Source organism: Acidimicrobiia bacterium (genome assembly GCA_035471805.1).
Lineage (GTDB): Bacteria > Actinomycetota > Acidimicrobiia > Spongiisociales > JAHEDJ01 > JAHEDJ01.
Map to the genome: position 1 here is coordinate 14,772 of DATIPS010000061.1, position 22,352 is coordinate 37,123.

21 protein-coding genes are annotated in these 22,352 nt (G+C 64.4%); 8 read left to right on the forward strand and 13 right to left on the reverse strand.

Translation table 11 applies throughout. From position 1 onward, the window contains the following. Positions 1-28: 28 nt before the first annotated feature. On the reverse strand, positions 29-2,596 hold the full coding sequence (gene clpB, locus VLT15_12735) for an ATP-dependent chaperone ClpB (protein ID HSR46076.1): 2,568 nt from the start codon (positions 2,594-2,596) through the stop codon (positions 29-31). A 95-nt stretch (positions 2,597-2,691) separates the two neighbouring features. Between clpB and VLT15_12740 the strand changes: the two genes are divergently transcribed. After that, positions 2,692-3,174, forward strand: a complete 483-nt coding sequence (locus VLT15_12740) for an acyl-CoA thioesterase (GenBank protein HSR46077.1) — start codon at positions 2,692-2,694, stop codon at positions 3,172-3,174. Positions 3,175-3,252: 78 nt separating this feature from the next. Here the strand turns inward: VLT15_12740 and VLT15_12745 are convergent, their stop codons facing one another. Together VLT15_12745 and VLT15_12750 are read right to left on the reverse strand one after the other, a co-directional pair. Beyond that, positions 3,253-3,642 (reverse strand): hypothetical protein, encoded by a 390-nt coding sequence (locus VLT15_12745; GenBank protein HSR46078.1) that lies wholly within the window; start codon positions 3,640-3,642, stop codon positions 3,253-3,255. Between the two features lie 37 nt (positions 3,643-3,679). Continuing rightward, positions 3,680-5,146 (reverse strand): AAA family ATPase, encoded by a 1,467-nt coding sequence (locus VLT15_12750; GenBank protein ID HSR46079.1) that lies wholly within the window; start codon positions 5,144-5,146, stop codon positions 3,680-3,682. A 50-nt stretch (positions 5,147-5,196) separates the two neighbouring features. Here VLT15_12750 and VLT15_12755 point away from each other — a divergent pair, with 50 nt between their 5' ends. The 3 genes from VLT15_12755 (at position 5,197) to VLT15_12765 (ending at position 7,591) form a co-directional block, all read left to right on the forward strand. Next, positions 5,197-5,610 carry an archease gene (locus VLT15_12755; protein ID HSR46080.1) on the forward strand — a complete coding sequence of 138 codons (414 nt, stop codon included), beginning with the start codon at positions 5,197-5,199 and terminating at the stop codon, positions 5,608-5,610. A gap of 112 nt (positions 5,611-5,722) precedes the next feature. Further along, entirely contained in the window at positions 5,723-6,103 is a 381-nt protein-coding gene (mscL, locus tag VLT15_12760) for a large conductance mechanosensitive channel protein MscL (GenBank protein ID HSR46081.1), read from the forward strand. Between the two features lie 63 nt (positions 6,104-6,166). Further along, positions 6,167-7,591 (forward strand): RtcB family protein, encoded by a 1,425-nt coding sequence (locus VLT15_12765; protein HSR46082.1) that lies wholly within the window; start codon positions 6,167-6,169, stop codon positions 7,589-7,591. Between the two features lie 123 nt (positions 7,592-7,714). On the opposite strand, the gene VLT15_12770 is transcribed toward VLT15_12765, so the two are convergent. Genes VLT15_12770 through dnaK form a run of 4 tightly spaced genes read right to left on the reverse strand, consistent with a single transcriptional unit; the run spans position 7,715 to position 11,710 of the window. Then, a complete protein-coding gene (locus VLT15_12770) occupies positions 7,715-8,113 on the reverse strand; it encodes a MerR family transcriptional regulator (GenBank protein ID HSR46083.1) in 399 nt (132 codons plus the stop codon). 16 nt (positions 8,114-8,129) lie between these two features. After that, entirely contained in the window at positions 8,130-9,260 is a 1,131-nt protein-coding gene (dnaJ, locus tag VLT15_12775; GenBank protein ID HSR46084.1) for a molecular chaperone DnaJ, read from the reverse strand. Beyond that, positions 9,253-9,843, reverse strand: coding sequence for a nucleotide exchange factor GrpE (locus VLT15_12780; protein ID HSR46085.1), 591 nt, complete (start codon positions 9,841-9,843; stop codon positions 9,253-9,255). The genes dnaJ and VLT15_12780 overlap by 8 nt, the downstream gene beginning before the upstream one ends. Positions 9,844-9,871: 28 nt before the next feature. Beyond that, complete coding sequence (gene dnaK, locus VLT15_12785; protein ID HSR46086.1) at positions 9,872-11,710, reverse strand: molecular chaperone DnaK; 1,839 nt, start codon at positions 11,708-11,710, stop codon at positions 9,872-9,874. A gap of 191 nt (positions 11,711-11,901) precedes the next feature. Between dnaK and VLT15_12790 the strand changes: the two genes are divergently transcribed. The 3 genes from VLT15_12790 to VLT15_12800 all read left to right on the forward strand — a co-directional run bounded on the left by VLT15_12790 (position 11,902) and on the right by VLT15_12800 (position 14,426). Then, complete coding sequence (locus tag VLT15_12790; protein HSR46087.1) at positions 11,902-12,252, forward strand: VOC family protein; 351 nt, start codon at positions 11,902-11,904, stop codon at positions 12,250-12,252. 105 nt (positions 12,253-12,357) lie between these two features. Further along, entirely contained in the window at positions 12,358-13,254 is an 897-nt protein-coding gene (locus tag VLT15_12795; protein ID HSR46088.1) for an ATP-binding cassette domain-containing protein, read from the forward strand. Further along, positions 13,251-14,426, forward strand: coding sequence for an ABC transporter permease (locus tag VLT15_12800; GenBank protein HSR46089.1), 1,176 nt, complete (start codon positions 13,251-13,253; stop codon positions 14,424-14,426). The genes VLT15_12795 and VLT15_12800 overlap by 4 nt, the downstream gene beginning before the upstream one ends. 128 nt (positions 14,427-14,554) lie before the next feature. On the opposite strand, the gene VLT15_12805 is transcribed toward VLT15_12800, so the two are convergent. Together VLT15_12805 and VLT15_12810 are read right to left on the reverse strand one after the other, a co-directional pair. After that, positions 14,555-15,772: a tetratricopeptide repeat protein gene (locus tag VLT15_12805; protein ID HSR46090.1), complete on the reverse strand. Its 1,218-nt coding sequence runs from the start codon at positions 15,770-15,772 to the stop codon at positions 14,555-14,557. A gap of 171 nt (positions 15,773-15,943) precedes the next feature. Continuing rightward, on the reverse strand, positions 15,944-16,552 hold the full coding sequence (locus tag VLT15_12810) for a GNAT family N-acetyltransferase (GenBank protein HSR46091.1): 609 nt from the start codon (positions 16,550-16,552) through the stop codon (positions 15,944-15,946). Between the two features lie 51 nt (positions 16,553-16,603). On the opposite strand from VLT15_12810, the gene VLT15_12815 reads away from it, so the two are divergent. Continuing rightward, positions 16,604-17,776 (forward strand): aminotransferase class V-fold PLP-dependent enzyme, encoded by a 1,173-nt coding sequence (locus VLT15_12815; GenBank protein ID HSR46092.1) that lies wholly within the window; start codon positions 16,604-16,606, stop codon positions 17,774-17,776. Here the strand turns inward: VLT15_12815 and VLT15_12820 are convergent. From VLT15_12820 to VLT15_12835, 4 genes are all read right to left on the reverse strand, one after another. Beyond that, entirely contained in the window at positions 17,766-18,662 is an 897-nt protein-coding gene (locus tag VLT15_12820; GenBank protein ID HSR46093.1) for an alpha/beta hydrolase, read from the reverse strand. The two genes, VLT15_12815 and VLT15_12820, sit on opposite strands and share 11 nt — an antisense overlap. A 2-nt stretch (positions 18,663-18,664) precedes the next feature. Beyond that, positions 18,665-19,105: a hypothetical protein gene (locus tag VLT15_12825; protein ID HSR46094.1), complete on the reverse strand. Its 441-nt coding sequence runs from the start codon at positions 19,103-19,105 to the stop codon at positions 18,665-18,667. Positions 19,106-19,121: 16 nt separating this feature from the next. Continuing rightward, positions 19,122-19,556: a hypothetical protein gene (locus VLT15_12830; GenBank protein HSR46095.1), complete on the reverse strand. Its 435-nt coding sequence runs from the start codon at positions 19,554-19,556 to the stop codon at positions 19,122-19,124. A gap of 249 nt (positions 19,557-19,805) precedes the next feature. Then, positions 19,806-22,334: an MMPL family transporter gene (locus tag VLT15_12835; protein ID HSR46096.1), complete on the reverse strand. Its 2,529-nt coding sequence runs from the start codon at positions 22,332-22,334 to the stop codon at positions 19,806-19,808. Between the last annotated feature and the right edge of the window lie 18 nt (positions 22,335-22,352).

Below are 22,352 nucleotides of genomic sequence, written 5' to 3' on the forward strand. Positions count from 1 at the left end.
CTCGCGACTCGCGACGAGGAACTCGCGACTAGGAAAACTCCAAGCCGGATTCACCCGCATCGACCTTGACCGTGTCTCCGTCTGCGAACGTACCGTCCAGAATCTTGACGGCCAGCGGATCGCCGATCGCCTTCTGGACGAGGCGCTTCAGAGGCCGGGCGCCGAACGAGGGGTCGTATCCATGCTCGGCCAGCCAGTCGAGAGCGGAATCGGTCAGTTCGAGGCCGATGCGCCTCTCCTCGAGGCGCTGGCGCAGGTTTCCGATCTGGATTTCTGCGATCGAGCGGAGCTGTTGGCGGGTGAGGCGGTGGAACACGATGAGCTCGTCCACACGGTTGATGAACTCAGGCCGGAAATGCTGGTGCACTACCTCGAGGACCCGCCTCTCCGTAACGTCATCCGGCAGGTCCTGATCGATCAGCTCCGATCCCAGGTTCGACGTCATTACCAGCACCGCGTTGGTGAAGTCCACCGTGCGTCCCTGACCATCGGTCAGCCGGCCGTCGTCCAGCAGCTGCAGCAGGACGTTGAAAACATCACTGTGCGCTTTCTCGACTTCGTCGAGGAGAATGACCGAGTAGGGGCGCCGGCGGACGGCTTCCGTGAGCTGACCTCCCTCTTCGTAGCCGACATATCCCGGGGGAGCGCCGATCAGCCGGCTGACCGTGTGCTTCTCCATGTACTCGGACATGTCGATGCGCACCATCGCCCGCTCATCGTCGAAGAGGAACTCTGCGAGGGCTCTCGCCAGCTCTGTCTTGCCGACTCCGGTCGGGCCGAGGAACACGAAAGAACCGATGGGACGATCGGGGTCGGAGAGGCGGGCGCGGCTGCGTCGAATCGCGTTCGAAACGGCGGCCACCGCATCCTCCTGGCCGATAACCCGCCTGTGAAGGTGCTCTTCGAGGCGGATCAGTTTCTGGATCTCCCCTTCCATCAGCCGCGAGACCGGCACGCCGGTCCAGCGGCTGACGACCTCGGCAATATCGTTCTCGGTCACCTCTTCCGACAGCATCCGGGTGTCGCTCTGGAGATCGTCCAGGGCGGCCTGGCGAGCGTCCAAGGCAGTATCCAGCTCGCGCAAGCGCCCGTACCGGAGTTCGGCGGCGCGCTCGAGGTCGCCATTGCGCTCGGCCAGTCCTGCTTCGGTCCGCGCGGCTTCGATCTGTTGCTTGAGGGAGCGGACCTCCTCGATCGACTCTTTCTCGCGGCTCCAGTGGGCCTTCAGCCTGTCGCCCTCCTCGGTTAGGTTGGCGAGGTCCTCTTCGATGGCGGCGAGGCGCTGTTGCGAGGAAGAGTCCTCCTCCTTCTGGAGTGCTGCCCGCTCGATCTCGAGTTGCCTGATGCGCCGCTCCAGGTCGTCGATCTCCTCGGGCATGGAATCGATCTCGATCCGCAGCCGCGCAGCCGCCTCGTCGACGAGGTCGATGGCCTTGTCGGGGAGATGGCGGGCCGTTATGTAGCGGTCGGACAGGACGGAAGCCGCCACGATTGCAGCGTCGGTGATGCGGACGCCGTGGTGGACCTCGTAGCGCTCCTTGAGGCCGCGCAGGATGCCGACCGTGTCCTCGACCGAAGGTGGTTCGACCATGACCGGCTGAAAGCGCCGTTCGAGCGCTGCGTCCTTCTCGACGTACTCGCGGAACTCGTCGAGAGTGGTGGCGCCGATCATGCGGAGTTCGCCTCTTGCCAGCATCGGCTTCAGCATGTTGGAGGCATCCATCGATCCCTCGGCTGCTCCTGCCCCCACGATTGTGTGCATCTCGTCGATGAATGTGATGATGCCGCCCTCGGCTGCGGTGATCTCGGCCAGGACGGCCTTGAGTCGCTCCTCGAACTCGCCGCGGTACTTGGCGCCGGCGACCATCGAGCTGAGGTCCAGGGCGACGATCCGCTTGGTCTTGAGACCCTCGGGGACGTCTCCGTCGGCGATCCGCTGGGCGAGGCCTTCGACGATGGCCGTCTTCCCGACACCCGGTTCGCCGATCAGCACCGGGTTGTTCTTCTTGCGGCGGGAGAGAACCTGGATGACCCTCCGGATCTCATCATCACGACCGATAACCGGGTCGAGTCTCTGCGCGCTCGCCGCCGTGGTCAGGTCGCGGCCGTATTGCTCGAGCGCGTTGAAGGCCGCCTCGGGGTCGGCCGAAGTGACGCGCTGACTGCCCCGGATCTTCGTCAGGGCGGTGAGCATCGCGTCGCGTGTGGCTCCGAGACCCCGCAGTATGTCACCGACCGTCTCGCCGGAAGCGGCCATGGCGAGGAGCAGGTGCTCGACGCTGAGGTAGTCGTCCTTGAAACCGAGCCGCTGTTCGTCTGCCTCTTCGAAGAGCCGCAGGGACGACGTCGAAAGATGAGGTTCCTCCCCCCCGTACACGCTCGGGAGGCCCGAGAGGATGGCGTCAACGTCGTTCTTCAGTTCGGCCGGCGATGCGCCCACTCGATCCAGGAGTGGGTAGACGAGTCCATCGGTCTGATTCAGCAGGGCTCGCAGGATGTGTGCCGGTTCGACATACTGGTGGTTGCGTGCTGCGGCCGCGCTGCGGCCGTCGAGGATGCTTCGCTGGGTTGCGTTGGTGAGTCGTTCGAAGTCCATGGGTGATCTCTCGAATAGTGAAACCGTAGGCTGACTGCCGATATTCCAGAAAATCTAAGTCGTATCATATCAGATCTACCAAGGGAGGGCCCGCAGTGGAGGGCAAGACACCGGCCGAATCCGCATCCACAGTGACCCTGGTCATGCAGCTCATTCATGCCAACTCGGCGGGTTTCATACATGGTGGGGAGATCATGAAACTTGTCGATACCACGGCCGGCGTTGCATCCATGCGACACGGCAACAGCCGGGTGGTGACGGTGGAGGTCGACTCACTCACCTTCCTCGCCCCGGTTCACATCGGCGACCTGGTGACGCTCGAGGCAGTGGTAACTCAGGCGTGGCGGACTTCGATGGAGGTCGAAGTGCGGGTGAAGCGGGAAGACCCGCGGACCGGAGATCAAGAGCAAACGACGACCGCCTATCTGACCATGGTGGCGGTCGACGAGAACGGTCGGCCGGCAAGAGTCCCCGAAGTGCTGGCAGAGACGCAGGACGACATTCGCCGGCAACGAGAGGCCAATGTCAGGCGCGAGGAGCGTATCCGCGTTCGGGAGAGACTGGCGTCCGAAGCCTGAGCGGGTGTCGTCGCGAGTCGCGAGTCGCGAGTCGCGAGTTGCGAGCTGCGAGCTGCGGATCCTCGACCCGGGGCCTTGTCAGCCGAGCATCAGCTCCATACGGCGGTTGACGGCGTCGAGGACGGCCCGGGCGGTTGCCTTGGCCGGGTCGTTCTCCCTGATCACCGCGCTGCCGACCAGGGAGTCGAGCGAACCTTCGATTCGAACCTCGGCGATTGCCACCCGCGCGGTTCCCAGATCGGTAGTCGCGACACCGGTCAGATCGAGCCGGGTGCCGTCGCCGATGATCCTCTCCACTGCGCGCAGAGCTGCCTCACCGACGAGCCTGGGGCGGGCGCCTCCATCGGAAGATCCGATCGATTCTCCGTCGTAGGGGACGTCGTTCCAGGCAAGCACGATGCGCACTCGAGCTTCATTGTCGGTCACCTGCTCGTCGAGCATGGCCAGGGCGGGGCGCTGGAATCTCATGACTGCAACGGTAGCGCGTCGGAGGCTCGCCGGCCCATCATGCCGGCACCGTTCTTTCCGCCGCCCAACGTCGCAGCGCGGAGATCTCCTCGGCTCGAGCGACCGACAAAGGAACCGTGGTCTTCATCTCGGATGCGATGTCCTCACCGTCCATGAGCTCATCCCCGGCAAAGGCCCGGTAGAGCGCACCGACGACGGCCGCCTCGATTTCTGCACCGGAGAATCCGACCGACAACTCGGTGAGCTCATCGAGATCGAAGGCTTCCGGGCTGTGGCCCCGCGCGGAGATATGGAAGGCCAGTATCGCCCGGCGGGCGGGTGCGTCCGGAAGATCCACGAAGAATGTCTCGTCGAATCGACCTTTGCGGAGCAGTTCCGCCGGAAGGGCGGACACGTCGTTGGCGGTAGCGACCAGGAAGACACCGTCGGGCCGATCCTGCATCCAGCGCAGGAACGATCCAAGCAAGCGGCGGCTCACGCCGCCGTCGCCGTCGCCGGATGTCGCCAGGCCCTTCTCGATCTCGTCTATCCACAACACGATCGGCGCCATAGCATCGACCGCTTCGAGTGCGCGGGCGAGCCGCTGCTCCGACTCGCCGATGTACTTGCCGTAGAGCCGCGAGGGGTCCAGGAGGACGAGCGGCAGGCCCCACTCCGAGGCGATGGTCTTGGCGATCAGCGATTTGCCGCATCCGGGGACACCCGTGAGAAGCACTCCCCTCGGGTGGTCGATGCCCAGCACCTCCGTGCCGGCGTCCCGGGCTCGGCCTCTGATCGCCAGCCACCGCTTCAATGAGCTCATCCCACCGACGCCGTCGAAGCCTCCGCCCGGCACATCGACCAGTTCGAGGATGCCGTCGGCCGCGAACATGGCCGCTTTGGCGACCCGGATCTTCACGAGGTCGGACGAATCGACGGTTCCATCGTCGGCGGCGGCTCTGAGTAGGAGCCGGTCGGCCTCCGACAGCGTGAGACCGGAAACGGCTTCAACCAGGCCTTGGACGGCCTCCGGAGTCAGGTCGACCCTGACTCCCGTCATCCGAAAGGTATCCAGGGATCGCTCCACCAGGGCGGCCATCTCTGCTCGGCCCGGAGGTCGCAGCTGCCAGACATGGGCGATCGATTCGAGTTCGGCGGGTACGTCGTGATCGGGTCCCGTGAGGATGAGCGTTTGTCCGGGGACGGCCTCCTGACAGATCTCCTTGAGCCGGCGAATCACCATGTCGTCGCGCAGGATCGTGTGCCCATCGGCAAACACGAACACGGAGGGTGATCTGATATCCGCGACGAAAGAGAGTGCTTGCTGTGGATCGACCGTGCCGTACATGGGCTCTCCACCGTCGCGGGTCAGGCCCCGAGTGGCGGACCAAACCCACATCGGGCTCCTCAACTCGGCCGCCAAGGCGCGCACGATGCCGAGGAACCTCGGTTCCTCATGAGTCTCGACGAGGAGCAGAGGAAACTGAGACGCCAGCAAGACTCGAAGGTCGGCGACACTGTCCATGCCAGCCATTATCGGCAGCCGAACCCATCTCCTCGAGCAGAATGGTGTTTGTGCAACGCTTTGAGATTTTGCCGCACACGGCCGACGTGGCGGTCGCCATCTACGGCGAGTCCCTGGCCGGCCTCTTCGCAAATGCCGGTTCGGCGCTGTTCGAGCTCATGTTCGACATGGAAGCAGCGTCCGGCGGCGAGCCGATCCGGATCGAGGCGGCGGCCGACGGGATCGAAGAGTTGCTCGTGGCCTGGTTGTCGGAACTGCTGTTCGTATCGGAGGTCAGAGGAATCGCCCTGTCCGGGTTCGAGGTGACCGTGAACGAAGGCGACTCGGTGGTCGGGTCTGCGAAACCGACCCCGACCGCCGGGTTGGTCTTGACGGGCGCACCGATCAAGGCCGTGACCTACCACGATCTGGCGGTACGCCGGGTAGACGGGGTCTGGAGAGCGACCGTCGTGTTCGACGTTTGAGGTGCCGTCAACCGCCGGAGCCGTCCTCCCGGTCGTGTCTCTTTCGCCGTGTCCCGGTCATGGAGAATCCCCGATAACTAGCCTGCGTTGGAACCTATGGAGGGAGTCCGCCTTGTTCAAGGAGTTCAAAGAGTTCGCGATGAAGCCGACGCTCATCGAGATAGCCGTCGGTCTGGTTATGGCCGTTGCGCTGGGTTCGCTGGTCAGTTCACTGGTCGACCATGTCGTCATGCCGATTGCCGGGATACTCTTTGGTGAGCCGAGTTTCGATTCGGCGCTGGTTCTCACGATCAACGATTCACGAATCCTTTTCGGGTCGTTCCTGAGTTCCGTCGTGTCGTTCTTGTCCGTTGCCGCGGCCGTGTTCTTCTTCATCATCAAGCCCTACAAGGCTTTTCTGGCAAGAAAGGAAGCGCCCGCGGAAGAGCCGGCAGCCGAGCCCGAGGACCTCGTCCTGCTGCGAGAGATCCGCGACGCGCTGCAAGCCCGTTAGACGGCATCCGAGGCGTTCGAGGGGCCGGCGGAATCCGCCGGCCCCGGCGCGTACGCTTGAGTTATGGCGCTGGTTCGATCCTCGGATGCCGTCTGGGACATACCCCGCATGCCGGGCATGCGGGTGCCCGGCAGGCTGTTCGCTTCCGAGCCGCTGATGCTGAAGGCCAGGGAAGACAGGGCAATACAGCAAGTCGAGAATGTGGCCCACCTCCCGGGCATCGTCGGCCACTCGATGGCGATGCCGGATATCCACTGGGGCTACGGGTTCCCGATCGGGGGAGTGGCAGCCACCGATGTCGAGCACGGCGGAGTTGTGTCACCGGGAGGCGTGGGGTTCGACATCTGCTGCGGTGTGCGCCTGCTCGCCTCTTCGTTCGCAGAACAGGACTTCGTCGGTCGCCGTCGCGAGGTGATGGCCGAGCTGGATCGGCGTATCCCGCGCGGGCTGGGGAAGGGATCGATCGCGGACTCGAGTCTGGTACGCAGAACGCTGGCCGGCGGTGCCGCAACCGTCCTCGAGGCCGGTTACGGCCGGGCGTCGGATCTGGATCGATGTGAGGAGCACGGGACGTCGGCCGGGGCCGACATCTCGGCCATCGGCGCCCGTGCGCTGGAGCGGGGCGGTTCGCAGCTCGGGTCCCTGGGCTCCGGCAATCACTTCCTCGAGGTTCAGGTCGTCGATCGGGTCCTGGACGGAGAAGCGGCGGCCGTTTTCGGCCTGTCGGAAGGCATGGTGGTTGTGATGATCCATTGCGGCAGTCGCGGCCTCGGTCATCAGACCTGCACCGACCAGCTCAAACTGATGGGGTCGGCGATGAGCCGTTATGGGATCGAGGTGCCGGACCGGCAACTGGCTTGCGTGCCCGTGCGATCGCCTGAAGGGGAGAGATACCTCGCCGCGATGGCTGCGGCATCCAACTTCGCTTGGGCAAACCGGCACGTGCTGGCTCATGAGGCACGCAAGGCCTTTTCTGCTGCGTTCGGCGTCTCGGCGGAACGAACCGGCATGCGGCTCGTGTACGACGTTGCACACAACCTCGCCAAGCTCGAACGGCATGAGGTGGGGGGAGCGGAGCGTTTGCTGTGCGTCCACCGCAAGGGCGCAACTCGGGCTCTCGGCCCGGGCCACCCGGACCTGCCGGAGGATCTCCGCCGGGTGGGTCAGCCGGTGCTGGTGCCCGGGAGCATGGGAACCGCATCGTGGGTACTGCGCGGTGTTCCCGACAACCCGGCTTTCGCCTCGGCGGCCCACGGCGCCGGGCGACTGATGAGCCGCAAGAAGGCCAAGCAGCAGGAGAAGGGCCGTGAGGTGATGGACGGCCTCGAGGCCGAGGGTATCTCGGTGCGCCCCGGCTCGGTGGGCCTCCTCAGCGAGGAGGCCCCCTACGCATACAAGGACGTCGACGAGGTGGCCAGGGTCTGCGAGGTAGCGGGCCTCGCCCAAAGGGTGGCGCGGTTGCGGCCGCTGGGAGTAGTGAAGGGGTAGTCGGGTTTCTCAGCAATACTGTTGCTCACCACGCGCCTTTGTATTGCGGAGAAAGTGGGTGAAGGTTTCTCAGCAATACTGTTGCTCACCACGCGCATTTGCATTGCGGAGAAAGAGTGCTTACTAGTCCTTCTCTCTCCGCACGTCGGGGAGGATCTGGCGGCGCAGCACGATCTCCGATCGGTAGCTGCGGTGCACCTGGCGGATCTCCTGCTCGGCGTTCTCGTGAGCTTCACGCACCCTTTCCTGCAGTTGATCGACCTTGGCGCGCAGGCTCAGCAGCAGGTTCTCGAGTTCGAGAACGCGCCTCACCCCTTCGAGGTTGAGCCCCTCCTCGGTCAGCTCCTGGATGAGCGACAGCCGGTCCAGGTCCGCCTGTGAATAGCGGCGAGTGCCGCCCGGCGTGCGGTAGGGCTCGATCAAACCGCGGCGCTCATAGATCCGCAAAGTCTGAGGGTGGACGCCTGCGAGTTCGGCTGCCACCGAAATCACATATACGGCTTGTTCTCGTTCGCTCGCCATTCGCCAATACCTCTGCCTATACCTCTAGGTGGGCGCGGGGACTCTCTTGCTCGAACTCCTCGGCGTACTGCTGGAGCAGTTTCTTGGCTGCACGCGGCAGCACCTGTGGAACTGCGACCTCCACCGTAACCAGAAGATCGCCCGTCTTGCCTCGTGTGCGCGGAACGCCCTTGCCGCGCACACGGAAAGTCTTGCCGCTGCGTGTTCCCGCAGGAACCTTCAGCTTCACCTGACCGTTCAGCGTGGGGACGTCGATAGCGGTGCCGAGCGCGGCTTCGGTGAAGGTGATGGGCACCCGCAGCGTGAGGTTCTGGCCGTTGCGCCGGAAGAGAGCGTGCCTGGCGACATGAACCCTGACGATGAGGTCTCCGGGCGGCCCTCCATTCCGTCCCGGCGCACCTTTGCCGCGCAGCCGTATCGCCGAAGCGTCGGCTACGCCGGGCGGAATCTTGACCTTGATGGTTCGCGACCGGACCTCTGTGCCGCGGCCGCGGCACGTGGCACAGGGGTGCTCGATGAGCTTGCCCGTCCCCCGGCATTGCTGGCACGGTTGCGAAATCGAGAAGAAGCCTTGACTCTGGGCAACGGTTCCGGTGCCACGACAGGTGGGACACACCTGGACCGGCGTCCCGGGCTCTCCGCCGGAGCCTCCGCAGTGCCGGCAAGTCGCTTCACCCTCGATTGCCACCGAAGTCGTCACGCCGTGGAATGCGTCCTCGAAGGACAGGTGGAGGTCGGCATGGAAGTCGGCGCCGCGGCTTGGTCCGGTCCGTGCGCCGCCACTACGGCCGAATCCGAACAGATCGCCGAATCCGCCCGCACCGCCGAGCAGATCCCCCAGATCTTCCACGCGGAACTGCTGTCCCGCACCACCGAACGGACTTCCGCCTCCGAAACCCTGGAATCCGCCTGAATCGACCATCTGCCTGATCTGGTCGTACTCGGCCCGGTGCTCCTCGTTGGATAGGGTGGCGTAGGCCTCAGAGACGTCTTTGAAACGGTCTTCTGCCGTCGGGTCGTCCGGATTGGCGTCGGGGTGCAGTTCTTGGGCGAGTTTGCGGTAGGCGCGCTTGATTTCCTCCTGCGATGCGCTTCTCGACACACCGAGGACCTTGTAGAAATCCTTGTCGACCCAGTCCCTATTCATGGTTCACCGCGACGAGCGCCGCCCGGATTACCTTCCCTTTCAGTGTGTAGCCCTTGCGCATTTCGGAAGAGACGACGATCGACTCGGTGCCGTCACCGGATGCCACTACCGCTTCATGAATCTCGGGGTTGAAAGTTTCCCCGGCGGCCGGAATCACATCGAGTCCCTCGGCTTTCAGCACTTCGAGCAGCTGCTCCCGAGTGCCGAGCATCCCGCCGAGCAGCTGGTGTTCGGTGGGGCTGGTGGCCTCGATGAGAAGCGCCGCATCGAAAGTATCGAGCACCGGAAGCAATCGTTCGATCACTCGCTCCGAGGCGCGCTCGATCGAGAGGGTCATGTCCCTCTGCGTCCGTTTTCGGTAGTTGTCGAACTCCGCGGCCAGACGCTGCAGGTCGTCGAGAAGCGACGACGCGTCGGCCTGGGCCTGGACTATCGCGCCGAGGAGCATCTGCTCGCGTTCCGCAGGATCGTCCGGGAGGATCAGGCCGAGGGCAGCCGGGTCAATCGGTTCGAGATCGTGGATCTCGATGATCTCCGCCTCAACCGGCCACCGTTCGGCTGCTTCCTGTTCGTTGTTGCTCATCTCAGTGGCGTGGCCGACATCATGTCGGTCACGCCTCCTCGCCTTCGTCGATGATCTCGGCCTCGACTATGTCCTCATCCGAGTCGTCGTCGGGATTATCTCCGTCGGCGGCGCTCTGCTCCTGTGCTGCCTGCGCATACAGGCGCTGAGCGAGAGACTGCGAGGCGGTGAGGACTGCCTCGATCTGGGTGCGGATCTGCTCGGCGGTGGATGCTTCGTTTTCGGCGACCGTCTTCAACTCGGCGAGCGCCGACTCGATGCTCGATTTCTCGTCCTCGAGCAACTGTTCTTCCTGCTCCTTCAAGAGCTTGTCGGTCTGGTGGGCAATCTGATCGGCCTGGTTGCGAGCCTCGGCGAGTTCGCGCTTCAGGCGGTCCTCCTCGGCGTACGCTTCTGCGTCCTTGACCATCCTGTCGATCTCGTCGCTGGCCAGAGCCGTGCCCCCGGTGATCGTCATTGCCTGCTCTTTCCCGGTGCCCAGGTCTTTGGCGTTCACGTGCACGATGCCGTTGGCATCGATGTCGAATGTGACCTCGATCTGCGGCATCCCCATCGGGGCCGGCGGAATACCGGTCAGCCGGAACTTACCGAGGCTCTTGTTGTCCGGTGCCATCTGACGCTCACCCTGAAGGACGTGAATCTCGACCTCAGGCTGGTTGTCGTCGGCGGTGGTGAAGGTCTCGGAGCGACGGGTGGGGATCGTTGTGTTGCGCTCGATCATCTTGGTCATGATCGAGCCCTTGGTCTCGATGCCGAGCGTCAGAGGAGTGACGTCGAGCAGCAGGATGTCCTTCACGTCTCCCTTGAGCACTCCGGCCTGGATGGCTGCACCGGCGGCGACCACTTCATCAGGATTGACTCCCTTGTGGGCCTCTTTGCCGCCGGTCAGTTCCTTGACCAGTTCCTGTACGGCCGGCATGCGGGTGGAACCTCCGACCAGCACGATGTCGTTGATGCCGGACATCGCCACACCGGAGTCCTTGACCGCCTGAAGGAAAGGAGCTTTCGTGCGCTCGAGGAGATGCTCGGTCAGCTTCTGGAACTCCGAACGAGTCAGCTTCTTCTGGAGGTGCAGGGGACCCTCGGCAGTTGCGGTGATGAACGGCAGGTTCACCTCGGTCTCGGTCACGGAAGAAAGCTCGATCTTGGCCTTCTCGGCCGCCTCCTTGAGGCGCTGCATGGCCATGCGGTCCTGCGAGAGGTCGACGCCGGATTCGTTCTTGAACTCTGTGACGAGCCACTTCATGACTGCGTCATCCCAGTCGTCACCGCCGAGGTGTGTGTCGCCGGCGGTCGACTTGACCTCGAAGACGCCCTCGCCGATCTCGAGCACGGAAACGTCGAACGTGCCGCCACCGAGGTCGTAAACGAGGATCGTATGGTCGTGCTCTTTGTCCAGGCCGTAGGCCAGCGATGAGGCGGTCGGCTCGTTGATGATCCTGAGCACGTTGAGACCGGCGATCTCCCCGGCTTCCTTGGTGGCCTGCCGCTGAGCGTCGTCGAAGTAGGCGGGCACGGTGATCACGGCCTCGGTGACCGGTTCTCCGAGGAACGCTTCGGCGTCACGCTTCATCTTCATCAGGATCCGGGCGGAGATTTCCTGGGCGGTCAGCTTCTTGCCGTTGACCTCAACAGACCAGTTCGAGTCGCCCATATGCCGCTTGACCGAGCGTATGGTGCGGTCCGGGTTGGTGATCGCCTGACGCTTGGCCACTTCGCCGACGAGCACATCGTCGTCTTTGAAGGCGACGACGGACGGCGTGGTGCGCCCGCCTTCGGCGTTGGGAACGATCGTTGGTTCTCCGCCCTCGAGGACGGAGATGACGCTGTTGGTGGTACCGAGGTCGATACCAACTGCTTTGGCCATGGGGCTCTCCTCTGCTTCGAATTCTCAAGTTCTCAGTGGTTACGCACAGTATAACCTGAGTGGACCCTTGTCATATTTCCTCTTCTTCGAGTTTCGCGTAGAAAAGAGATAACAGGAACCTGTTTCCGCGCGACATTTCGCCCCTATAGGGTGTGATTGCCGCGCGAAAACGAGATAGGCGGGAGGTCCTGATGCAGATCGAAGGGATCAACGTCGTGTTCCTGTGGGTGCGAGACGTCGATCGGGCTCTGAACTGGTACACCAACGTTCTGGGCCTCGAAGCCGGCCCACGCTACGGGGACTGGCAGGAGTTCAATGTGCCCGGCGGGACGAGGTTCGCGGTTCACGGTGGCCGGACTGAGGCAGGTCAACCGACGGCGGTAGTCGCATTCGGGGTACCGGACCTTGCCGAGGCGATGGCGCACATGGCCGGGGCCGGTGCCACTCCGATCGGCGAAATCACAGACACCGGAGCAGCGCGCTTCGCCACGTACGTGGACCCGGACGGCAATCAGGTGCAACTCCTCGAGAAGAACGCCTGATTCTCTGCCGGCAAAGTGCGGCCTCTCGACATTGTGAGAAAACGGCGGTTCGGACACTGTCCAACGACTCTGGCATTAGGCCGCCCTCCGTCGCACGATGTAGGAATGCTGTCGGTCGAAGGAGTTTCGAAGCGATTCGGTGAGTTGGTGGCGCTCGACGGTTGCTCGCTCACCGTCGATCGAGGCAACATTCTCGGGTTCCTGGGGCCGAACGGGGCCGGCAAGACGACAACGATGCGGATCATTCTCGGCCTGATCGACCCGGATGTTGGTGCAGTGTCGTGGGACGGCCGTCCGGTCGATACCGCTGCCCGACTCCGATTCGGGTACATGCCTGAAGAGCGGGGCCTCTATCCGCGCATGCCTCTGCATGATCAACTCGTCTACCACGGGCGTCTGCACGGGATGGCCAAGGTCGCAGCCGTCGCCGAGGCAACCCGCTTGCTCGAGATGCTCGGTCTCGAAGATCGGAGCGACGCCAAGATAGAAGAGTTGTCGCACGGGAATCAGCAGCGGGCTCAGCTGGCAGTGGCGCTGATGCACGATCCAGAGCTACTGGTCCTCGACGAACCATTCGCCGGCCTTGATCCAATCGGTGTGGACGCTCTTTCGAATGTTCTGAACGAGCGGGCTTCGACCGGCACCGCCGTCTTGTTCTCGAGTCACCAACTCGATCTGGTTGAAGACATGTGCCGGCAGGTCGTGATAATCAACGAGGGAGCGGTGGTGCTGGCGGGGGAGGTGGACGAATTGCGGCACTCGTCGCCGCGCCGCTACCTCGACGTCGTGCTCGAAGGGGGTAGTGCCGACTGGGTCGACCGACTGGAGGGAGTCGACCTCGTCGCTCACAACGGCAGTCGTTTCCGGTTGTTGGTGGACGACGCGGTGCGAGTATCCGATGTGGCCACCTGGGCCGAGCAGGCTGGCAGCCTTCGCGAGTTCAGCTTCACTCCGCCGGATCTGTCCGAGGTCTTTCGCGAGTCGGTGAGACGGAGCGAATGAGCAGCTGGAAGACGCTCTGGCTGGTGGCCTCCCGAGAGTGGCGATCGCGTCGCAAACCTTTCACGATTTCTACTTTGATCCTGGTGCTGGTGACAAGCGGCGGCCTGACGGTTATCGGCTTGACATCCGGGGGCACCGACGGACCGGTGACCTACCGCATCGGCTCGGTCGGATCGACGGTCGCGGTCGAAAGGCTGATCAATGTCTATGCGCCGCCCGGTTGTCGCGCCGACGTGACGGCATTCTCGTCGGTGGAGGAGATCGAGCGGCGGATGGAGGAAGGTGAACTCGAGTTCGGCATTACGGGCGCCACCGAGATCCTCTCCTATCCCGGGCGCTCCAAGGCGATGCTTCAGGCGATCGCCGCCGCCCTGTCGGACAGGCAGATCCGCCAACAGGCCGAGGCTCTGGGTGTGGCTCCGGCGGACCTGGACAACATGCTCGACACCACCGTGACCGTCCGGGAGGTCGTCGAACCGGCTGAATCGCTCGCGGCAGACTCGGCGCTGGCCGCCGCCAGCCTCTTCTTCACTTTCCTGGGGATCCTGGCCTACGGGCAGTGGGTGGCCTACGGCGTTGTGGAGGAGAAGGCCGGGCGGGTGGTGGAGGTCGTCTTGTCCGCGGTCACGCCCCGCCAGCTCCTGACGGCCAAGGTGGTTTCGATCGGCCTCCTCGGTTTCAGCCAGCTCATGATCGTCGGGTTCCTGGTGTTGCTCCTGGGGGGCCTCCTCGGCATCGTCGACCTTCCTGATGCCACAGGCGGGGCCTTCGTGATCATCGTCGGGTGGTTCCTACTGGGATACGCCTTCTTTGCGTCCGGCTACGCGGCTTCGGGTGCGCTGGTCCGGTCTGCGCAGGATGCCTCCGACGCGGTGGGCGGATTCAATCTGCTGCTGATGGTCGGGTACTTCACCGCGATCTCCTCCCTCATCGCAGAAAGGGACACCTTGGTTGCCCAAATCGCGTCGTTCATTCCGATCACGGCGCCGTTGACAATGCCGATGCGGATGGTGCGCGGCGATGTGGCTTTATGGGAGGGAGCGGTCTCCGTCGGGATCATGCTGGTTGCCACATACGGGATGATCCGCCTGGGTGCCCGTGTGTTCCGGAGAGGAATCATACGGGTCGGCACGAAACTCAAGTGGCGCGAGATGGTGCGCACTCAACATTGAACCGGACCGTGTTTTCTCAGCAATGTAATTGCGCGTGGAGAACGTCAGCATTGCTGAGAAAAGATCCTCGTGGTTCTCAGCAATGTAGTTGCGCGTGGAGAACGTCAGCATTGCCGAGAATACAGGGGTCAGGGGAGCGTTGCTCCCCGCACCGTGAAGTTGCGCATCAGCGGGTCCACGGCGGTGAGGGTCCCGTCGAATGTGATGACCGTTCCCCTTTCCGGGACCGTCCCCGAACCCGGAAACTCCACGATGGCGTCGACCTCGGTGGTGCCGAACAGATCGTGTTCCAGGCCGGCAACGGTTGCGACCACCTTGACGCCCGGGCCGCGACCGAAGTCCGCATCGGATTCGTACGACCGAGCGCTCTTGACCTTGCCCGTCCAGTGAACCCGTCCGCCGGCGTAGTTGGCGGCGAACTTGTCCCGCACCGCGAAACTCAGCTGCCGCCCGCCGAAGAGGTCCTGCGTCGCCGCGTCTGCGTCGATTGTGCGAACCCCCTCGAGATCCGCGGGCGGTGCTGCGGAGGCGGTACCCGATTGCTTCCAGCCGCGCACCTCCGGATCGGCGGGCGCCAGGCGCTCGAGCTCTGTCATGCGGGCATCGAGATCGTCGGATCTCCCGGCTGCTGCGAGCGTGTCGATCTCCTGCAGGCGCCGCTCGACGTCATCGGGCCGGGCCTCGACCGCCTCCCTCATCCGGTGGAGCGCCTCGGCGAGGTCGCCCGCAGCCCGAGCGGCCACCGCTTCGTCGACTTCGGCGCTTTGGCCGCCGAGGCTTTGCCCCACCCCGACCAGGCGACGCACGGTCGAGGTGATCACATCTGGATCGCGAACCACTTTGCGAACTTCCACCAGGACGGAGGTGTCGGTCACCCTCAAGGTCGGATAGGTAGCCAGCAAGCGGCTGAGTGTCGACCTCCGCTGGCCGGTCAGCCAGGCGGCGAGCCGGTCCGGATCCTCCGCCTTCACAACGAACTCTTCGTCGAAAGCGGGATCACCTGTTTCGATGTCCTGCATGCCCACCATGCGGCGAAAGAAGCCGCCGACCTTCGTCTGCCGGGCGAGTTCCAACCCGAGATCGAGGGGCGGGTATTGCACTTGGAATCGGGTGTAGCGCCTCTGGTTGTCGCCGCTGCCCTTGGTGATCGTGCGGACGGAAACCTCGTAGCCGGAGACCAGACCGTCCATCCGGGGGTACGAGAACATGCTCCCCGTTTGCAGATCGAGACCGAGTCGATCCGCAGCTTGTGTCCATTGTGCGACCGTTGTGCGGTGGTTCGCCAGGGCGAGAGCGAGGGCCACCACGGCCGCCATCAGGATGAGGACGAAGATTACGCCGGGCATCCCCCAGAGTCTACGGATCAGGCCGGCTTCCGACCGAATGAGTTCTGCCGGGGAGCCGCCGGCGTCCGTTCCCGCCGGAGGGCACCCGGCAAACCAGGCTGCTCCGGCCGTCGAGCACGGAGCTCCGATCTGCCCAAGGGTTTCTGCGCTTCTTGCCGGCGCGACCCCCGGTCAACCGGCATGCCCGCTGATCGGCCCCGCCCTCGGGGCTCTCTGGGGATCGGACCGGGACCCGCGCCTTCCCCACTGCTCCGAGTCGATCCGATACAGCACGTGTCGTTTCAGCGGGCTTCCGCTGGGGACGCCCGGATGGTCGAAGTCGTCGTGCGGATCGTTGGTCATTCCCAGTCTCTCCATTACGGCAATGGAGCGAACGTTGGCCGGGATGGTGAACGAAACGATCTGTTCGAGCTCGGCTCGCTCGAACCCGAACGCCAGGGCGGCAAGTGCCGCCTCGGTGGCGTATCCCTTCCCCCAGGAGTTTCTGTTGAGGCGCCATCCGATCTCGATTGCAGGAGTGAAGGGGGCTTGGAATCCCGTTGGCCACAAGCCCGTGAACCCGATGAAATCGCTCTCGCCCGGCACCTCAACGGCCCACAGGCCGAACCCCCAGATGTTGAAAGCTTCCTCCACGCGGTCGATCAAGGCGTCGGACTCGTCCCTCGACAAGTGGTCGATCATGTGCCGCATTACATCCGGGTCGGCGTTCATTTCCGCGAACCGGTCCCGGTCGGACTCGCGCCAGCGGCGGAGTAGTAGTCGATCGGTTCGGATCTCCATCTCCTCATCGTAGGGGTACTTCAGAACTTCGGGCCTCTAGCATCTCGACGCATGATCGATATCGATGCGGTGAGGGCCGACACCCCCGGCTGCGGCCATGTGGCCCACTTGAACAACGCCGGCTCGTCGCTGCCGCCGGTGCCGGTCATCAACGCCCAGATCGACTACATCACGCGGGAAGCAGTGGTCGGCGGCTACGAGATGGCCGCGGAGCGGAGTGAGCAAATCGAGGCGGTCTACACGTCGATCGCCCGTCTGCTGGGTTGCCGGGGCAGCGAGATTGCCCTCATGTCGAGCGCTACCGATGCTTGGAACGCTGCGTTCGCTGCTCTCGACTTCGAGCAGGGCGACCGGATACTGACGGCCGAGGCCGAGTACGCCAGCAATGTCATCAACTTCCTCAAGGCCGCCCGCGACACCGGGGTCGTGGTCGACGTCGTTCCTTCGACGGCGAGCGGTGAGCTGTCGATCCCGGCACTCGAGTCGATGATCGACGAGCGAGTGAAGCTGATCGCAGTCAGTCATATCCCGACCAACGGCGGCCTGGTCAATCCGGCCGAAGAGATCGGCGCGGTGGCCAGGTCGGCGGGGGTGACCTACCTGCTCGATGCTTGCCAGTCGGTCGGCCAGTTCGAGCTCGATGTCGAGTCCCTCGGCTGCGATCTGCTGACGGCGACCGGGCGCAAGTATCTGCGAGGTCCGCGCGGAACCGGCTTCCTGTATGTTCGGGACGGGTGGTCGAACGAGCCGCGAGTCCTCGACCTCCATTCGGCCCGCTGGACCGGAGAGGACTCTTACGAAGTCCTGCCCGGCGCCCGCCGTTTCGAAACGTGGGAGTTCGGGTGGGCTTCGCTCGTCGGGCTGGGCGCCGCCGCCGACTACGCCCTCGAAATCGGCCTCGACAGAATCGAGCAACGCATCGTGGACATGGCAGACCGGCTGCGTCGGCGCCTCGCCGGAATGCCGGGAGTGAACCCGACCGATCTGGGCACCAGGAAATGCGGCATCGTGACTTTCACGGTCGACGGCGTCGATGCTTCTGAGGTCGCCGGACGGTTGCGGGAAAAGCGCATCAACGTCTCGGTATCCACGCCGTCGTCGACGCCGATCGATGCCCGGCGCCGGCACTTGCCGGACCTCGTCCGCGCCTCCGTCCACTACTTCAATACCGGGGACGAACTGGACCGGTTCGAAACGGCTCTGGGATTGCTGGCTACCCGCTAGCCGGATCGCTTCTTCGGCCGGCCTCCGCCAGAGTCGCCACGACCTCGGCGACCTCGCCGCCGACGGCCCACGTGAAATGGCCATGGTCGGACCACAGCACGTAGCTCGAGTTGGGGATCCGCTCGGCCAGCCACCGTCCGACGGAGGCAGGGACGTGCTCGTCCTTTCCGCCGTACCAGAGCGAGGTCGGTGTCTCGACCTGCGAGACGTCGAATCCCCATGGCTTCCGGTAGAGACCTGCCTCGTAGGCCGCCGCCCTTCCCCCTTGCTTGACCGCTTCGCGGAACAGCCCGCCGAACCAGGCGCGAACCTCAGGTCGCTCCATCGCCGCCTGATCGGCCTCACCCATGGAGGCAATCGACTGCTCGATCACCCGGTCCTCGCGACCTTTCTCGAAGGCGTAGGCGATCATCCCGTATTGGAGTCTCCTGAGCAGCCCGTTCGAGGACGGGAGGGTGATCGCCAATGCATCCCGCATTCCCGTCGCCTCGAGCGGGCCCGATCCGACCACGATGCCGATGTGGGTCACCCGGCTTCCGAGTGCGCGCCCGCACGCCAGCGCGAAAGGCGAACCCCCTGAGGCTCCGAGCAGCGCGAATCGTTCGATGCCGAGAATGTCGGTCGCTTCGGCGACGTCACCGGGCCAGTCGACGAACCGGTGACTCGGGCGGAATGTCGACAGTCCGAATCCCGGCCTGTCGAAGGCGACGACCCGGGCGTGCACGCCGTGTCGTTCGATCACACTCCGGGCGATGCCCAACTCGAGGCGGTTGCCCGGGGATCCGTGGCAGTAGATCACCGGCGGTGCGCCGGCCGGCCCCCACTCGGAGTATCCGAGCCGGCGGCCGTCGGAGAGATCGAGGGTACCTTCGGTAATGGTGCCCATCGCTACTCCAGTAGTCGAGCGAATGTGTAGACCCCTTCCACGATGCCGAAGAAGGGCCAGATTCCCCAGATGATCACCCAATAGGTGAAAGTGTTCTCACGAAATCCGAGATCGCGGTCCCAGATGAAGAAGAAGATCGCCGTGTACCAGAACGGAACCGAGGCGACCAGCGCGAGCAGGAACCCCCAACGGTGCCCGAGGAGCATTCCGATGCTGCCGGCGATTTGCAGCGGGGCCCAGAAGAAAGGGTCGGCCCAGGCGCTGCCCTGGTTGAAGGCGAAGTAGGCCGTGGGGTCGGTGGCCTCCGGCCTGCCGCCGTACACGTTGGCAATCGTCCACTCGCTGCGTGGTCGAATGACCGCCACGAACTGGAGCGCCGCCAGCAGGCCGATCAGCACCAGCCCGGCGATTGCGACGATCCAGGTGAGGACGGTTACTTCCATCTGCGGTTTGTTCCTTTCAGGCAGGCGTCAGCGCCGATAGGGCGGCGACGACGGCGATGAGTCCCATCAGACCCCAGATGGTGAGGAAGGCCAGTCCAACCGTCACGTTGGCCGGCGAACCGATCCGCAGCCCGCGTCGCTGCATCGCCAATCGGGTGAGGATCCCTCTACCGGCGAAATAGACGTAGATGCCGCCGCCGACGAGGCCGAAGTAGGCCCAGGAGGGTTCGTCGAGGATCACCAGCACCCCGGCAATCACCATCGTCCACAGGGTGAGAGCATCCCAGACGACTTCACCCCTGATGTCGGCCCAGAAGCTCGCCTCGACGTCCTCCTCGGCTTCCATGAGGGACAGCTTCACGGCCGCTCCCGGAGCCAACCACGCGATGAGCTGGCCTCCCCAACACAGCATGGAGAGGGCGACGACGACGATTCCGAGGAAAACCCGCATCGCTCAGCTCGGCTGCTCGGCGCGCCTCGGTCTGGCGGCGCCGCCTGCTGCTGCAGCCGGGTCGGAAGCGCCGATGGAGATGCGCAACGGTTTGCGTCCTTCTGGGGTCATGACTTCTCCGCGGCTCAACGTCATCCAGTCTGTGGAAGAAGTCCGAGCTCTTGTAGAGGCGAACGCCCCGAATCGTGCCCCAGCCTTCATCCCGACCCGTGCCCGGAAGGGTGAGGTCCCGGACTCGAGAACGAAGCGCTAGACGCCGATCGGCTCCCGTTCGTCGATGATGTAGACGCTCTCCACCGGCTCCTCCCCCCGTCGCTGGTGCCAGCGGTCCCACAGCACAAGCAGGCTGGGCAGCACGATCACAGATCCGAGCAGTGCGAAGCCGATGGCGTAGGCGGTGACGATGCCGAACTGCTGGAATGCGGTCAGGGAGGAGCTGATCAGTACCGCAAACCCGGCGATGGTGGTCAGGGCAGAACCAACCAGTGCGCCGCCCGTATGACCCGTCGTCGAGCGAAGGGCGGCGGCCGGATCGTCGAACCGTTGACGGTCCTCGAGATACCGGTGCGTGATGTGGATCGTGTACGGCACGCCGATCCCGATCGCCAGCGCGGCGGTGGTGGCGGTGACCGGGCCGAAAGGAATCCCGCTGGCCGCCATCATGCCGTAGGTCCACAGCACTACAACGATGACGGGTGCGATGGTGATCACGCCGAGCATGGGCCGGCGGCATTCGAACCAGAATCCTCCCGTCAGCAGCGCCATGGCGGCCACAAGGGTGATGGCCAGTGAGGAAATCTGCGACGAGTTGAGGGCATCTATCACCACGGTGACGATGATGTGCTCGTTGGTGACGATGGCACCGACACCATCGAGCGTCGCAACAGGCTCGAAGTCGGCGGCGAGTTCTCGATCCAGCCGGGCGGCGAAGCCTTCTCCGGCTTTGGTGGATATCGCCACTCGGATCGCCGGAGGGTCTTCGGCGGAGAGGACCTGGGAGATCCCCACCGGATCCAGGGCGGCCGCCGCTGCGTATATCGCGCCGACGTCTGCGTCGCTGCGAACCGTCAGGTCCGGTTGGAGGCCCAGTTCGATGGCCGTACCGAGAAACCCGGGGTCTGCCATCAACCCGGCCACCACCGATAGCGGGCTGAGGGCGGCGGCCCGCCCGCCCTGTTGCACGACGTACTCGTCGTCGTCGAGGCCGGCGAGCGCCGCCGCCAGAGCGTTGTGAGATTCCGGAGTGAGCACATCGCCTTCGATGAGAACGTCGGTGACTTCTCCGAAGCCGGACTCGTAGTTCTCGCCGAGCGTTGTATAGGTCTGGAGAATCTGAGCGTCTTCCGGGATGAATGCGGCCGAGCTGAACTCGGTGTCGAGGTTCATCAGGCCGAAGATCCCGACGCCCGCCAGGAGCGCGGTGGCCGCCAGCACGATGATCGGATGCCGCTCGGCCAGAACGGCCGTGGCACCGGAGCCGCGTGTGATCCAGCGCTTCTCCTGGCCGGCCAGCCGTTCCACCGGCAGCGAGCCCCGCCCCTCCGCCCGGCGGTCGAGCAGGAGCCGGATCGCCGGGACGAAGGTGAGCATGATCAGGAACGCCGATGCGATTCCGATGGCGGCCATGATGCCGAAGTCGCGCAGCGCCGGGACCGGGTTGACGATGTTGGTCAGGAACCCGATAGAAGTCGTCAGCGTGGCGAGAACGAGGGCGATGCCCACCGTCGCCGTGGCCCGGCCGGCCGCACCCGAAACGCTCCTGCCGGTGCCGATCTCATCGCGATACCGGGCGGTCAGGTGAACGGAGTAGTCGACGCCGAGTCCTACCAGCAGGATCGGCAGGGCCTGGAGCAACTCGCTGGATCTGCCTATCAATCCAAGGTAGCGAGGGCCGAGCAGCACACCTGCACCCATCATCCAGGCGATCGCCATTCCGATTCCCGTCAAGGCGAGGGCGACGTCCGCCGCGGTCCGGCGTATTGCGCCGCCGATCCCCGCCCCCGTGCCGGGCCGGACCCAGAACACCACGGCGAGTATGCCCATGATGACCAGTGTGGCGAGCAGGAACAGCCCCCGGACCTCGTCGCGGAACGTCGTGTCCGAGAACAGCAGTTCGAAGCTGAAAGCCGACAAACTGACTCCGTCACTGCCGTCCCCTTCGACCGCGGCGGCGGCACTGCGGTGGACCTCTTCGAGTTCCTCGTACGAGTCCAGTCCGGATGTATCCAGGAAGACGACCATGAGACCCGAGTCGAAGGGGCCGTCCATCGCTCCTTCAACCGAGGATGGGAGCAGAGAGCGGAGCTGTTCGGTCTCATCCGGCGTCATCCGGCCCAACGCCATCTGATACATCTCTCGAACGGCTCTGTCGTCGACGGTGTCGATCGGGGTGCCCAGGAACTCCATTGCGCGGATGGCCGGAGTCAGGTAGGAGATGATCGGTCCTGCCTGGCGATCGGCGAGATAGGGGGCAGCCGAACTCGTCCGGAGCCGGGCTTCGGCGGCGACCAGGGCACGAAGGGCGTCGGCGGTCATAACGTCCCCGGCCTCGGACTCGACCAGCACTTGCAGCGATCGACTCGTGGATGTGAAACGGTCCTGCACGTCGAGCAAGGCCGTGTATTCGGGAGCGTCCGGGGCGAAACTCTCGATCGTCGGAGCGATCTCGTCCTGGGGAATGAAGGCGGCGAGCGCGGCCGTGATGGCGATTCCCACGACGACGACCGCGATCGGGGCGCGGCGGATTGCGGCTGAGAAGAAGTGGATTAGAGCGGTCACTGCGGACTCCGGATGTCG

Coding starts and splice junctions, on each gene's coding strand:
- VLT15_12815 (HSR46092.1), top strand. CDS start 16,604: ATGATCGATATCGATGCGGTGAGGGCCGACACCCCCGGCTGCGGCCAT.
- dnaJ (HSR46084.1), bottom strand. CDS start 9,260: ATGAATAGGGACTGGGTCGACAAGGATTTCTACAAGGTCCTCGGTGTG.
- VLT15_12750 (HSR46079.1), bottom strand. CDS start 5,146: ATGGACAGTGTCGCCGACCTTCGAGTCTTGCTGGCGTCTCAGTTTCCT.
- VLT15_12795 (HSR46088.1), top strand. CDS start 12,358: ATGCTGTCGGTCGAAGGAGTTTCGAAGCGATTCGGTGAGTTGGTGGCG.
- VLT15_12830 (HSR46095.1), bottom strand. CDS start 19,556: ATGCGGGTTTTCCTCGGAATCGTCGTCGTCGCCCTCTCCATGCTGTGT.
- VLT15_12810 (HSR46091.1), bottom strand. CDS start 16,552: ATGGAGATCCGAACCGATCGACTACTACTCCGCCGCTGGCGCGAGTCC.
- dnaK (HSR46086.1), bottom strand. CDS start 11,710: ATGGCCAAAGCAGTTGGTATCGACCTCGGTACCACCAACAGCGTCATC.
- VLT15_12780 (HSR46085.1), bottom strand. CDS start 9,843: ATGAGCAACAACGAACAGGAAGCAGCCGAACGGTGGCCGGTTGAGGCG.
- clpB (HSR46076.1), bottom strand. CDS start 2,596: ATGGACTTCGAACGACTCACCAACGCAACCCAGCGAAGCATCCTCGAC.
- VLT15_12820 (HSR46093.1), bottom strand. CDS start 18,662: ATGGGCACCATTACCGAAGGTACCCTCGATCTCTCCGACGGCCGCCGG.
- VLT15_12800 (HSR46089.1), top strand. CDS start 13,251: ATGAGCAGCTGGAAGACGCTCTGGCTGGTGGCCTCCCGAGAGTGGCGA.
- VLT15_12770 (HSR46083.1), bottom strand. CDS start 8,113: ATGGCGAGCGAACGAGAACAAGCCGTATATGTGATTTCGGTGGCAGCC.
- VLT15_12790 (HSR46087.1), top strand. CDS start 11,902: ATGCAGATCGAAGGGATCAACGTCGTGTTCCTGTGGGTGCGAGACGTC.
- VLT15_12745 (HSR46078.1), bottom strand. CDS start 3,642: ATGAGATTCCAGCGCCCCGCCCTGGCCATGCTCGACGAGCAGGTGACC.
- VLT15_12765 (HSR46082.1), top strand. CDS start 6,167: ATGGCGCTGGTTCGATCCTCGGATGCCGTCTGGGACATACCCCGCATG.
- VLT15_12805 (HSR46090.1), bottom strand. CDS start 15,772: ATGCCCGGCGTAATCTTCGTCCTCATCCTGATGGCGGCCGTGGTGGCC.
- VLT15_12825 (HSR46094.1), bottom strand. CDS start 19,105: ATGGAAGTAACCGTCCTCACCTGGATCGTCGCAATCGCCGGGCTGGTG.